At 69.6% G+C, this 12,589-nt stretch carries 11 protein-coding genes; 1 reads left to right on the forward strand and 10 read right to left on the reverse strand.

All coding sequences use genetic code 11. The features are described 5' to 3' along the window. Positions 1-2: 2 nt before the first annotated feature. The 10 genes from sigJ to ACZ4WS_RS00645 all read right to left on the reverse strand — a co-directional run bounded on the left by sigJ (position 3) and on the right by ACZ4WS_RS00645 (position 11,108). Positions 3-893 carry an RNA polymerase sigma factor SigJ gene (gene sigJ, locus ACZ4WS_RS00600; RefSeq protein WP_467975876.1) on the reverse strand — a complete coding sequence of 297 codons (891 nt, stop codon included), beginning with the start codon at positions 891-893 and terminating at the stop codon, positions 3-5. Positions 894-943: 50 nt separating this feature from the next. Beyond that, the gene (locus tag ACZ4WS_RS00605) at positions 944-1,777 is read right to left on the reverse strand and encodes an enoyl-CoA hydratase/isomerase family protein (protein ID WP_467975877.1); all 834 of its coding nucleotides are present in this window, start codon (positions 1,775-1,777) and stop codon (positions 944-946) included. Between the two features lie 230 nt (positions 1,778-2,007). Continuing rightward, on the reverse strand, positions 2,008-3,318 hold the full coding sequence (locus ACZ4WS_RS00610) for an alpha/beta fold hydrolase (RefSeq protein WP_467975878.1): 1,311 nt from the start codon (positions 3,316-3,318) through the stop codon (positions 2,008-2,010). 135 nt (positions 3,319-3,453) lie between these two features. Further along, on the reverse strand, positions 3,454-4,479 hold the full coding sequence (locus ACZ4WS_RS00615) for a LacI family DNA-binding transcriptional regulator (protein ID WP_467975880.1): 1,026 nt from the start codon (positions 4,477-4,479) through the stop codon (positions 3,454-3,456). Positions 4,480-4,555: 76 nt separating this feature from the next. After that, complete coding sequence (locus ACZ4WS_RS00620) at positions 4,556-5,974, reverse strand: BNR repeat-containing protein (protein WP_467975881.1); 1,419 nt, start codon at positions 5,972-5,974, stop codon at positions 4,556-4,558. A gap of 16 nt (positions 5,975-5,990) precedes the next feature. After that, entirely contained in the window at positions 5,991-6,311 is a 321-nt protein-coding gene (locus ACZ4WS_RS00625; RefSeq protein ID WP_327433972.1) for an L-rhamnose mutarotase, read from the reverse strand. 32 nt (positions 6,312-6,343) lie between these two features. Beyond that, on the reverse strand, positions 6,344-7,426 hold the full coding sequence (gene rhaS / locus ACZ4WS_RS00630) for a rhamnose ABC transporter substrate-binding protein (protein ID WP_467975883.1): 1,083 nt from the start codon (positions 7,424-7,426) through the stop codon (positions 6,344-6,346). A gap of 32 nt (positions 7,427-7,458) precedes the next feature. After that, positions 7,459-8,469 (reverse strand): ABC transporter permease, encoded by a 1,011-nt coding sequence (locus ACZ4WS_RS00635; protein WP_467975885.1) that lies wholly within the window; start codon positions 8,467-8,469, stop codon positions 7,459-7,461. Continuing rightward, positions 8,462-9,502 carry an ABC transporter permease gene (locus tag ACZ4WS_RS00640; protein WP_467975886.1) on the reverse strand — a complete coding sequence of 347 codons (1,041 nt, stop codon included), beginning with the start codon at positions 9,500-9,502 and terminating at the stop codon, positions 8,462-8,464. The genes ACZ4WS_RS00635 and ACZ4WS_RS00640 overlap by 8 nt, the downstream gene beginning before the upstream one ends. Positions 9,503-9,593: 91 nt before the next feature. Beyond that, a complete protein-coding gene (locus tag ACZ4WS_RS00645; protein ID WP_467975888.1) occupies positions 9,594-11,108 on the reverse strand; it encodes a sugar ABC transporter ATP-binding protein in 1,515 nt (504 codons plus the stop codon). 272 nt (positions 11,109-11,380) lie between these two features. On the opposite strand from ACZ4WS_RS00645, the gene rhaI reads away from it, so the two are divergent. Beyond that, positions 11,381-12,541: an L-rhamnose isomerase gene (gene rhaI / locus ACZ4WS_RS00650; protein ID WP_467975890.1), complete on the forward strand. Its 1,161-nt coding sequence runs from the start codon at positions 11,381-11,383 to the stop codon at positions 12,539-12,541. The last annotated feature ends 48 nt before the right edge of the window (positions 12,542-12,589 follow it).

Consider the following 12,589-nt stretch of genomic DNA (forward strand, 5'->3'; position numbering starts at 1 on the left):
CGTCAGTCGCCGAGCTCGGCGAGGTCGAGCCGTGCGAGCCGCTCGGGGTCGGCCAGGATGTGCAGGGCGACGATCCTCCCGTCGACGACGGTGACGCCCATGACCGACATCGGCTGCCCGTCGAGCATCGCGACGACGCCCACCTCGCCATTGATGAGCACGAGCCGCGAGGTCGCCGCGAACCGCGCGAACGTGAGCGCCTGTTGAGCCACGGCCGCCGCGCCACGGACCACCTTGGACGCGGCCGCCCCGCCGACGAGCGGGCCCGCGTCGGCGCGCAGCACGACGTCCGGGTCCAGGACCGCCACGAGGGCCTCGAAGTCTCCGCCGCGCGAGGCCGCGAGGAAGGCGTCGAGGACCTTCTTCTGCCGGGTGAGGTCGGGCTCGGGCTCCGGAGCGGCACCCTGCACCCGGCGGCGGGCCCGGCTGGCGAGCTGGCGGGTCGCGGCGGAGGAGCGGCCCACGATGGGCGCGATGTCGTCGAAGGGCACCGCGAACATGTCGTGCAGGACGAAGGCGAGCCGCTCGGCGGGCTCCAGCGTCTCCAGGACCACGAGGAGGGCCAGCCCGACCGAGTCGGCGAGCAGCACCTCCTGTTCGGGGTCGATCCGTTCCAAGGGGCTGATGAGCGGGTCCGGGACGTAGGTGTCCATGGGCTCCTCGCGGCGCGAGGCGCGGGAGCGCAGCATGTCCAGGCACACCCGGCCGACCACGGTGGTCAGCCAGCCCCCGAGGTTCCTCACCTCGTCGGCGTCCGTGCGGCTGAGCTTCAGCCAGGCCTCCTGGACGGCGTCGTCCGCCTCGCTGAGCGAGCCGAGCATGCGGTAGGCCACCGCTCTCAAGTGGCCGCGGTGCGCCTCGAACCGGTCCGCGAGGAGTTCGCTGTCGTGCATCGGTCCCCCATCTCCGTGGTGCAGAACAGTGACCGATCAAAACATGCCCGTCACATGCCCTGGAAGCGAGGCACGCGGCGTGCGCCCTTCGCCCCGTATCCCTCGCGCGAGTCGTCCGAGGTCAGGGTGAGCGCCGCCGACATGGCGGTGCGGTCGAGGGCCGCGGCGAGCCCGGCGTCCGCGTACGCGTCGATGTCGTGTTTGATGCCCTGCACGGCGAGGGGCGCGTTGGCCGCGATCTCGGCGGCGACGGCACGGGCGGACTTGTCCAACTCCTCCCGAGTGACGACGAGTTGGACCAGGTGAAGGCGCTCGGCGGTGATCGCGTCCAGTCGGCGTCCCGTCAGCGCGAGCAGCTTCGCCCATCCCGCGCCCGCCTCGCGCGCGATCCGCAGATCACCGCCGGCGTCGACCGCGACGCCCAGCTGCGCCTCCGGCAGTGCGAACACCGTGTCGGCGGCGGCGATCCTGACGTCCGCCATCAGCGCCAGCTCGAATCCGAAGCCCAGGCAGTAGCCGTGCACGGCCGCGACGACCGGTTGCGGCAGCCGCGCGAAGGCCGCGAACCGCTCATGCGCCCAGCGGATGCCTTCGTAGTAGTGGCGGGCGCGCTCGGCGCCGGACCGTCCGGTGATCGTGCCGCCCGGCGCCGTGACGTCGATCCCTGCACAGAAGGCCCGTCCCTCGGCCCGCAGCAGGACCACCCGGATCGACTGGTCGAAGCGGATCCGGTCGGCGAACAGGCCGAGTTGTCGCGTGGACTCCCAGCTCCACGCGTTGAGCTTCGCCGGGCGGCAGAGGGTAAGGACGCCGATGCCGTCCTCGATGTCGAGGCGCAGTCGCGACTCGCCCTCCGGGATGTCCGTACGCGTGATGTCGATCATCCGCACCCCCAAAAATTCTGACACTCCGTCAGAATCCTAGGAGACGCGGCCTGTCGACTGAAGAGTCCGAGGAACGCCGCTACACGACCAGGGAGTTGTGGATCTCGACCACCGTCGTGTCGAACTGCGGCACTCCGAGTTCCCGCGCGGCGGGCACGATCACCCGTGGACGCGGCTGCGCCGTCCGGCGGAACCCGGTGGCGGGGCCGGACGGCGCGGTTTCGGACCTGTCAGACCTCGTCGCGCGTCAGCGCCAGCAGCCGGTCCAGGACGCGCGGCCCGCCGGCCCGCACGCCGTCGTGCTCGAACTCGTCCGTCACCCAGGTGCGCAGGCCCCGGACGGCGCGTGCCGTGCGCAGGGAGTGCTCGGTGTCGACGTACATGTCGTCGTGGTAGACCGCCGCGGCGACCGGCACCTCGTTGGCGGCGAGGCGGGCGGGGTCGTACAGCGGCTGCCAGCCGGTGCGCGAGGCCAGTTCCTCGGCGGTCTCGCGCAGGGGGCGCAGTGCCGGGTCGGCGTCGAACATCCAGGGGTGCACGGACTCGCCGGTGAACAGCAGCGGTCCGTCGTCCGCGAGCGCCTTGGCCGCGTCGAACTGCGGGAAGTCGGCGCGCACCCGCTCCGCGGACCACGCGGTGGGGCGGTCGTCCTGGCCGTAGATCGCCTCATGGACGAGGGCGTACAGCGGGTGGCCCGCGTACGAGAGCAGGCTTTGGACGTCCTCCTGGAAGGCGTCGGCGAGTGCCACGCCCTGCGGAGTGCGGACGAAGGCCTCCTCCAGGAGGTAGTGCAGGCGGTGGCTGCCCTCGCTGCCGCCGAGGAGGATGCCGAGCGACTGGAAGGCCTCGACGGTCAGCCGGTAGCCGCCGTTCAGGACCGGCTCGTGCTGGAGGAGGTACTCCGCGATCTGGCGGGCCCGCTCGACGTCCTGCGGGTAACGCGCGTAGTGTGCGGCGACCTTGCGCTCGATGCGCGGGTACGCGGCCCGGTAGACCTCGTCCGCGTGCGCGTCGAGGGAGGGCAGCCCCCCGGTGATCACGGCGGCGCTGAGCCCCTCCGGCGCGGTGGACAGGTAGTTCACCGTGCAGAAGCCGCCGAAGCTCTGGCCGAGTGCGGTCCAGGGGGCGCCGCCGGTCAGCTGGGGGCGGATGGCCTCGCAGTCGCGGACGATGGAGTCGGCGCGGAAGTGCGTGAGGTAGTCGGCCTGTTCGCGGGGGCCGCCGCGCAGCGGGAGGGTCTGCCGGTTGGCGGGGGTGGAGTGGCCGGTGCCGCGCTGGTCGAGGAGCAGTACCCGGAACTCCTTCAGGGCGCGGCCGAGCCAGGCCTGCTTGCCGACGAAACGGTTGGCGCCGAAGCCGGGGCCGCCCTGGAGGTAGACCAGCCACGGCAGGTCCTGCTGTGCTTTGTCGGCCCTGTCGCTCGCGACGACCTCGCGGGCGAACAGCTCGATGCTCTCCCCCGCCGGGTCGTCGTGGTCGAGGGGCACGGTGAAGCGGTGGTCGGTGAGGACGACACCGGGCTGGCGGTAGCTGACGGTCAACAGGGCTCCCGAGACGTACGGATTCCAGGCTGCGTCCCAGTTGAGCACATGTTCCGCGGGCGACGGAGCCCGGGGATCAAGAAATCGTACTGAACAACGGCTCAGCACCCCGGCCGACGGCAACTGAACAGTGGCTCAGCGCGCCGACAGACTGGAACGGCGTACCACCAGCTCCGGCTGGAGCACGACCCGCTTGTGCTCGTGCGGTATGGGCGCGGTCTCCGCCTCGGTCTCCTCCAGCAGGAGCTCGGCGGCGAGGGCGCCCATGGTCACGGCGGGCTGGCGTACGGAGGTGAGCGGGACGGCCGCCGCGGCGGCGAACTCGATGTCGTCGTAGCCGACGATCGCGAGGTCGTCCGGCACGCCGACCCCGGCCGCGTACATGGCCTGCAGGACGCCGAGCGCCAGCAGGTCGTTGGCGCAGAAGACGGCGGTCGGGCGGTCGGCGAGGCCGAGGAGCCGGGCGCCGGCGTCGCGGCCCGCGGCCACATCGAGGCGCTCGGTGGGCAGCTCGCGCAGGCACTCCGGGCTGAGTCCGGCCTCGGCCAGGGCGTGGAGGGCGCCGGTGCGGCGGTCCCTGACCTGGTTCAGGCCGGGCGGTCCGCTGACGTACGCGATGGAACGGTGACCGGCGTCCAGGAGATGCCGTACGGCCAGGGCGCCGCCCGCCACGTCGTCGACCGAGACCGAACACTCGGTGGTGCCCTCGGCGACCCGGTCGACGAGCACGAAGGGGATGCCGTTGCGGCGGAACGCCTCGATGTTGCGCCCGCTCGCGTCGGTGGGCGTCAGCAGCACCCCGCGCACCCGCTGCTCGGCGAAGAGCGACAGGTAGTCGGCCTCCTCGCTCGCGCTCTGCGCGCTGTTGCAGACCATCACGCCGAGCCCGGCGTCCCGGGCGGCGCGCTCGGCGCCGCGCGCCACGTCCACGAAGAACGGGTTGCCCATGTCGAGCACGAGCAGGCCCATGATCCGGCTGCGCCCGGCCCGCAGCTGGCGCGCGGATTCGCTGCGGACGTAGCCGAGCCGGTCTATGGCGGACAGCACACGCGCCCGGGTCTCGGAGGCAACCGTGTCGGGGCGGTTGATCACGTTCGAGACCGTGCCGACGGAGACTCCGGCGGCACGGGCGACGTCCTTGATACCCACCGACTGGGCCATCAGGCAGGAACCTCCGAGGGGAGTAGAAGCGGCGGGCAGGCCCTCACATTACTCGCGTGCGCGCCGAAACCGGTGGTCATGCGGGCAGCCGGAAGTCGACGACGTGGAGCGCCGAGGGCGTCGTACCGCTGGACTTCTCCTGGTACAGGAACGACAGGGTCCCATCCTGCGACACACGCATCTCATCGATCACGACCTCACCGAAGGCATTGAGGCCGCTTCCGTCGTAAAGGAGCGTCCAGTCGGTGTACCCGGAGGACTTCGAGGCGCCGGCGATCCGGCCGAACGGCATGATCGCGTAGGCGTTGTCGTACTTGTCGAGGACCAGCTTGGTGCGCTGGCTGGAGTTCAGGGCGATCGGGATCTCGGTCTTGGTCCAGGTGCCCGAGGAGTTCTTGCGGACGTGGAAGGCGCGGCCGTTGGCCGTCCGGTCGGTGACGTAGTTGGTCGTGCACTGGCCGAAGCGGCCGGGCACATAGCTGATGATCGCGTGCGGCAGGCCGGTGGAGTCGGTGGCCTGGCTCTCCTGGTTCATCAGCGAGTGGTCGGGGTTGAGGGAGTCGATGACCAGTCCGTTGTCGGTGACCGCGACGGTGTCGGAGCCTCCGGTGGTGCCGACGAGGGTGCCCGCGTCGTTGCGCCAGGTGCGGCCGCGATCGGTGGAGTAGACGTAGCCGGTGTCGTGGTTGGTGATGCCGCCGCTGTTGCACATGACGGCGGCGGACTGTTCGCGCCAGGTGAAGAAGGAGTGCAGCCGGCCGTTGACGTCGTAGTCGATGCCGTGCAGGTACATGTTGCGGGCGGTACTGGAGCCGTGCGAGCTGGTGTACGTCCCGGTCGAGCTGGACCACTCCCCGAGAGCCGTCCAGGACGAACCGTCGTACTCCGCGAGGGCGTTGCGGCCGTTGCCGGAGATGCCGACGCGATAGCTGAGCTGGAGCTTGCCCTCCGGCGTCGAGAGGAACTGCGGGTAGGTGAACTGCGTCGTGAGCGCCAGTCCGTCGAGGGACGTCTGGACGGAGCCGAAGACCGCGGAGGTCCAGGCGGGCGCGTTGTCGAGGAGTCCGGCGACCGACTTCACGTAGAAGAAGCCGTCGCTGTGCGAGTCCATGTTGAGGTGCAGCCGGCCGTCGGTCCTGGACACGCCCATGGAGATGACGTTGTGCGAGTCGGAGCTCTTGAGCGTGTGGGCGAGGGTGACCGTCGACCAGCTCGTCGCGCCGAGCGCCCGGCGGGCGACGACCGCGCTGCGGTCGGTGGTGTACCAGGCCGCGTACTGATAGCCCTTGTAGGTCAACAGCCCGTTCTTCTGGAACGAGTTGTTGTTGACCAGGCCGTCGTAGGACACGAAGAACAGGGCCTGGGCGTCGAGTTGGGTGGTGCCGGTCAGCGTGACGGACGGGCCGGGGTCGGCCGCCCGCGCCGTACCGGCTCCCAGACCGGGGCCTGCCACCGCGCCCAGCAGTGCCGTCGCGAGCAGTGTGCGTCGTCTCATCGTGCGGGGCTCCTGGTCAGGCTAGGTGGAAGACTTCGGTGAGGGGCTTCATGGCCTCGTCGGGTCTGGCGCCGTCCAGGGACTCGAAGAACGGCGCCATCTCCGCCTGCCAGCGGGCGTTGATGTCGGTGGCCTCCATGCCGGCCTGCGCGGCCGCGAAGTCCTCGGTCTCCAAGTAGCCGACCAGCAGGCCGTCTTCTCGCAGGAAGAGCGAGTAGTTGTGCCAGCCGGTGGCCGAGAGTGCTTGAAGCATCTCGGGCCACACGGCGGCGTGCCGCTCGCGGTACTCGTCGAGGCGGTCCGCACGGACCTTCAGCAGAAAGCACACGCGCTGCATCAATGACCCTCCGGGTCCTACACGTTGAACGTCTAGAAGTTGAACTGGTCGATGTTCTTCGCGTTGAAGACGGTCGGCTTGCCCAGGTTGATCACGCCGTCCTTGCCGATGGTGAAGGAGCCCATGTCACCGGCTTTGAAGGTCTCGCCCTCCTTGCCGGTGATCTGCCCCGAGGACAGCGCCACCGCCGTGCGCGCGGCCAGTTCGCCGAGCTGCGCCGGGTCCCACAGCTCGAAGGCGTCGACGGTGCCGTTCTTGACGTACTTGCGCATGTCGTTCGGGGTGCCGAGGCCGGTCAGCTTGACCTTGCCCTTGTACTTGGAGCCGGAGAGGTACTGGGCGGCGGCCTTGATGCCGACGGTGGTCGGGGAGATGATCCCCTTGAGGTTCGGGTGCTCCTGGAGCAGGCCCTGGGTCTGCTGGAAGGACTGCTGGGCGTCGTCGTTGCCGTACGCGACCTTCACCAGCTTGACGTTCTTGTACTTGGGGTCCTTCAGCTCGTCCTTCATGAAGTCGATCCAGGTGTTCTGGTTCGTCGCGGTCTGCGCGGCGGACAGGATCGCGATCTCGCCCTTGTAGCCGATCTGTTCGGCGAGCAGCTGCACCTCGGTGCGGCCCAGGTCCTCGGCGCTGGCCTGCGAGACGAAGGCGTTGCGGCAGTCGGTCTTGGTGTCGGAGTCGTAGGTGACGACCTTGATCTTGTTGGTCATGGCCTGCTTGAGCGCGGTGCACAGGGCGCCCGGGTCCTGCGCGGAGACGGCGATCGCGTCGACCTGCTGCTGGGTGAGCGTGTTGACGTAACTCACCTGCCCGCTGGTGTCGGTGGCACTGCTCGGGCCGACCTCCTTGTAGCTGGAGCCCAGTTCCTTCAGTGCCGCCTCGCCGCCCTTGTCGGCGGAGGTGAAGTACGGGTTGTTGACCTGCTTGGGCAGGAAGCCGACGGTCAGGCCCTTCTTGGTGGCCGCGTTGGGGTCGGCCTTGCCGGCGGCGGCGCCCGAGCCGCCCTCGTCCTTGACGTCGTTCTTGGTGGTGCCGCCGCAGGCGGTGGCGGCCAGGGCGAGCGAGGTGACGGCGGCGAGCGCCGCGCAGGTGCGGAGGAGCGAGGACTTGCGCATGGCGGGGTTCCTTATGAGGGTGAGCGGAGGGGTTACGAGGTCGCAGTCGAGGCGGCTCTGCGGCCCGCCCTCGCTACGGAGATCTGCCGAGCGACCCGGGGGCCGAGCACGGAGACGACGAGCAGAACGCCGGTGACGACGATCTGGGACTGCGCGGAGACGTTCACAAGGCTCATCACGTTCTGCAGCGCGCCAAGCAGGAAGACTCCCGCGATCGCGCCGCCGAGCGTGCCCTTGCCGCCGTCGAAGTCGATGCCGCCGAGCAACACGGCGGCGACGACGGAGAGTTCGAGTCCGGTGGCGTTGTCGTAGCGGGCGCTGGCGTAGTGCAGCGCCCAGAAGATGCCGGTGAGGGAGGCCATGAAACCGGTGGCCACGAAGAGAATCAGCTTCTGCCGCTTGACGCGGACGCCCGCGAACCGTGCGGCCTCCTCGCTGGCGCCGACCGCGAACGCCGAGCGTCCGAACGGGGTGGCGTGCAGCACGACCACGGCGATGGCGAACAGGACGAGGAAGGGCAGGAAGGCGTACGGGAGGAAGGTGTCGCCGATGCGTCCGGCCGCGAAGTCCAGGTACTGGGTGGGGAAGTCGGTCACCGCGTCGGAGCCGAGCACGATCTGCGCGATGCCCCGGTAGGCGGCGAGCGTGCCGATGGTGACGGCGAGGGACGGCAGCCCGAGCCGGGTCACGAGCAGGCCGTTGACCAGCCCGCACACCACGCCGAGGAGCAGGCACAGCGGGATGATCGTCTCGATCGGCATGCCCTGGTTCCACAGGGCGCCCATGACGGAACCCGACAGACCGGCCGTCGAGGCGACGGAGAGGTCGATCTCCCCGGCCACCACGAGCAGCGTCATCGGCAGGGCGATCAGCGCGATCGGCAGGGTGTTGCCGATCAGGAACGACAGGTTGAGGGCGTTGCCGAAGCCGTCGACGAAGCCGAAGGAGAACAGCAGGACGACGATGAGGAGGGCGCCGACGACCCCGTCCCACCGAAAAGACGCGGTCCAGCGGACGGCGCGCGCGAGAGGCGAGTCAGCCATGGCGGGCGTTCCTCTTCTTCAGGGCCAGGGCCACGCGCAGCGCGACGATCCGGTCGACCGCGATGGCGAGGATGAGCAGGATGCCGTTGATGGCGAGCACCCAGACGGAGCTGACGCCGAGGGCGGGCAGCACGCTGTTGATGGAAGTGAGCAGCAGCGCGCCGAGTGCGGCCCCGTAGACGCTGCCGGAGCCGCCGGTGAAGACGACGCCGCCGACCACGACCGCGCTGACGACGGTGAGTTCGTAGCCGTTGCCGGTGCCGGAGTCCACGTTGCCGAACCGGGCGAGGTACAGCGCGCCCGCGAGGCCTGCGAGGCCTCCGCAGACGATGTACGCGGTCAGGATCCGCTTGCGGACGGGGATCCCGGCGAGCCGTGCGGCCTCCGGGTTGGAGCCCAGCGCGTACAGCTCGCGTCCGCTGCCGAAGTGCTTGAGGTAGTACGCGGTGACGACCACCACCGCCAGCGCTATCAGCGCGAGCCACGGCACCGCCGAGATGCCGCCGGAGCCGAAGTCGACGAATCCGTTCGGGAGGTTGGCCGCGGTGATCTGCCGGGAGCCGACCCAGATGGAGTCGATGCCGCGGATGATGTAGAGCGTGCCGAGGGTGACGACGAGCGCGGGCACCTGGCCGAGGCTGACGAGCAGCCCGTTCACCAGTCCGCAGCCGACCCCGAGCAGGACCGCGAGGGCCAGCGCCACGACGGGGTTTCCGCCGCCCTGGAGATACGTACCGGCCGCGAAGGCGCTGATGCCGAGTATCGAACCGACCGACAGGTCGACGTTCCGGGTGATCACGACCAGCGACTGGCCGGTGGCGACGAGCACCAGGATCGTGGCGTTCAGCAGCAGGTCCTTGATGCCCTGCTCGGACAGGAACTCCGAGTTGCCCATCTGGGTGATGACGATCATCACCAGGAACACGGCCAGGATGGCGAGCTCACGCATCTTGAAGACGCGGTCGACCAGCCGGGTGCCGCTGGACTTGGGCACTTCGGCGGCGGGGGCGGGGTTGGGTGCAGTCACCGTCATGCCGCCCTCCTTCTGTTCGCTTCTCCGCCCGCGCGGCGCAGAGGTGCGGGCATCGTGTTCGTGTGCGGCCCGGCGGCCGTGCGTGCGGCGCTCACGCGGCCCTCCCGGTGGCTGCGGCCAGCACGGATTCCTCGGTGGCTTCGGAGCGTGGGATCTCGGCGGTGAGCCGGCCCTCGTGCATCACGAGCACGCGGTCGGCCATGCCGAGGATCTCGGGCAGGTCGGAGGAGATCATCAGGACGGCCACCCCGTCGGCGGCCAGCTCGCCGAGCAGCCGGTGCACTTCGGCCTTCGTACCGACGTCGATGCCGCGGGTCGGCTCGTCGACGATCAGCACCTTGGGGCCGGTGGCGAGCCACTTGGCGAGGACGACCTTCTGCTGGTTGCCGCCGGAGAGCGTGGAGACCGTGTCGGCGATGCGCGCGTACTTCACCTGGAGCTTGACGGCCCAGTCGAGGGAGCGGCTGCGTTCGGCGCCGCGGTCCATCAGGCCCGCCTTGACCGTCGTCCGCAGCCCGGTCAGGCCGATGTTGCGCTCGATGGACATGTCCATCACCAAGCCCTGGGCGCGCCGGTCCTCGGGGACCAGGGCGAGCCCCGCCGCCATGGCCGTGGAGGGCGCTCCGTTCGTCAGCGACCTGCCGTCGACCGCCACCTCACCGGCGTCCCAGCGGTCGATGCCGAACACGGCCCGCGCCACCTCCGTACGCCCAGCTCCGACGAGCCCGGCGAGACCGACGATCTCGCCGCGCCGGACGTTGAAGGAGACGTCGGTGAAGACGCCCTCGCGGGTCAGGCGGCGCACGCTCAGCGCGACCGAGCCGGCCTCCACCGCCCGCTTGGGATAGAGCTCGTCGAGGTCGCGGCCGACCATCCGGCGTACGAGGTCGTCCTCGGTCATGCCGTCCAGCGGTTCGCTGGAGATCCAGGCACCGTCGCGCAGGGTCGTGACCCGCCGGCAGATCTGGAAGATCTCCTCCAGACGGTGCGAGATGAACAGCACCGCCGAGCCCTGCTCGCGCAGTGTGCGGACCACGCCGAACAGGCGCGCCACCTCGCTGCCGGTGAGGGCTGCGGTCGGCTCGTCCATGATCAGGACGCGGGCGTCGAAGGAGAGGGCCTTGGCGATCTCGACGATCTGCTGGTCGGCTATGGACAGGCCGCGCGCCGGGCGGTCGGGGTCGAGTTCGACACCGAGCCGCTTCATGAGGGCCAGGGTCGCGGCGTGCGTCGCCTTGTGGTCGATGCGGCCCAGCGCCCGCCGGGGCTGACGGCCCATGAAGATGTTCTCGGCGATCGACAGGTCGGGGAAGAGCGTGGGCTCCTGGTAGATCACGGCGATGCCCGCGTCCCGGGCGTCGGCAGGACCGTGGAAGACGGTGGGCTCACCGTCCAGCAGCACCTGACCGGCGTCCGGTCGGTGCACGCCGGCGAGCGTCTTGATGAGGGTCGACTTGCCCGCGCCGTTCTCTCCGGCGAGGGCGTGCACCTCGCCGGGGAACAGTTCCAGGGACACGTCCCGCAGGGCGCGGACGGCGCCGAAGGACTTGGATATGTCCTTCAGCGCCAGCACCGGGGCCGGACCCGTGTCGGACGGGTGGGTCATGAGGGCTCCTCGACGACGCCGGCGGCACGGCCCTCACAGCGTCGTGAAAGGTTTCAATTGGGTTGCCGGGACGTTAGGCAGGTCACCCAGGTCACGTCAATGGGTTCGTGTCGAAATTTTTCGATGCCCCAAGGTCGCGAAAGAGTCACGGCGAACGGTCTACGCCGCAGGGGTTGACAGCCCCCTGGGGGGCTCATAGCTTCGCCTCCTGAATCGTTTCAGACAGAAGTTCACGGACGTCTTTTCAGACCCGAAGTCGTAGGAGCCCCGAAGTGACCGAGCTCGCCGCGGTGAAGGCCGCGCTCAAGACCCAGGCCGTCGAGACGCCGTCGTGGGCGTACGGGAACTCGGGGACCCGCTTCAAGGTGTTCGCGCAACCCGGAGTCCCGCGCAATCCGCGCGAGAAGCTGGACGACGCGGCGAAGGTGCACGAGTTCACCGGGGCGGCGCCGACCGTCGCGCTGCACATCCCCTGGGACAAGGTCGACGATTACGCGGCGCTGGCGAAGTACGCCGAGGAGCGCGGCCTGACGCTGGGGACGATCAACTCCAACACCTTCCAGGACGACGACTACAAGCTCGGCTCGATCTGCCACCCGGATGCCGCCGTGCGCCGCAAGGCTCTTGATCATTTGTTTGAGTGCGTCGACATCATGGACGCGACGGGTTCGAAGGACCTGAAGCTGTGGTTCGCGGACGGCACGAACTATCCCGGTCAGGACGACATCCGTGAGCGCCAGGACCGTCTCGCCGAGGGCCTGGCGAAGGTCTACGAGCGGCTCGGCGACGACCAGCGGATGCTGCTGGAGTACAAGTTCTTCGAGCCCGCCTTCTACTCCACCGACGTGCCGGACTGGGGCACGGCGTACGCGCACTGTCTCAAGCTCGGCGACAAGGCGCAGGTCGTCGTCGACACCGGCCACCACGCGCCGGGCACCAACATCGAGTTCATCGTCGCCACGCTGCTGCGCGAGCGGAAGCTCGGCGGGTTCGACTTCAACTCCCGGTTCTACGCCGACGACGACCTGATGGTCGGTGCCGCCGATCCCTTCCAGCTGTTCCGGATCATGTACGAGGTGATCCGCGGGGGTGGGTTCACATCGGACGTGGCCTTCATGCTCGACCAGTGCCACAACATCGAGGCCAAGATTCCGGCGATCATCCGCTCGGTGATGAACGTGCAGGAGGCCACGGCGAAGGCACTCCTCGTCGATCGTTCCGCGCTCGCCGAGGCCCAGCGCACCGGTGACGTGCTCGGGGCGAATGCCGTGCTCATGGATGCGTACAACACCGACGTACGGCCGCTGCTCGCCGAGGTGCGCGAGGAGCTCGGCCTTGGGGCCGATCCGGTCGCCGCTTACCACCGCTCCGGCTGGGCCGCGAAGATCGCCGAGGAGCGGGTCTGTGGGCAGCAGGCGGGTTGGGGGGCGTGATCGCTGCGTTTCGTCTGCCCGACCGGGCCGGTGGCAGTCCGCGGGTCG

It is taken from the genome of Streptomyces sp. NPDC029292 (genome assembly GCF_055569295.1).

Bases quoted from the DNA above. Each gene is read 5' to 3' on its own strand.
- ACZ4WS_RS00635 (WP_467975885.1), bottom strand. From the start codon at position 8,469: ATGGCTGACTCGCCTCTCGCGCGCGCCGTCCGCTGGACCGCGTCTTTT.
- sigJ (WP_467975876.1), bottom strand. From the start codon at position 893: ATGCACGACAGCGAACTCCTCGCGGACCGGTTCGAGGCGCACCGCGGC.
- ACZ4WS_RS00615 (WP_467975880.1), bottom strand. From the start codon at position 4,479: ATGGCCCAGTCGGTGGGTATCAAGGACGTCGCCCGTGCCGCCGGAGTC.
- ACZ4WS_RS00625 (WP_327433972.1), bottom strand. From the start codon at position 6,311: ATGCAGCGCGTGTGCTTTCTGCTGAAGGTCCGTGCGGACCGCCTCGAC.
- ACZ4WS_RS00620 (WP_467975881.1), bottom strand. From the start codon at position 5,974: ATGAGACGACGCACACTGCTCGCGACGGCACTGCTGGGCGCGGTGGCA.
- ACZ4WS_RS00640 (WP_467975886.1), bottom strand. From the start codon at position 9,502: ATGACGGTGACTGCACCCAACCCCGCCCCCGCCGCCGAAGTGCCCAAG.
- rhaS (WP_467975883.1), bottom strand. From the start codon at position 7,426: ATGCGCAAGTCCTCGCTCCTCCGCACCTGCGCGGCGCTCGCCGCCGTC.
- ACZ4WS_RS00645 (WP_467975888.1), bottom strand. From the start codon at position 11,108: ATGACCCACCCGTCCGACACGGGTCCGGCCCCGGTGCTGGCGCTGAAG.
- ACZ4WS_RS00605 (WP_467975877.1), bottom strand. From the start codon at position 1,777: ATGATCGACATCACGCGTACGGACATCCCGGAGGGCGAGTCGCGACTG.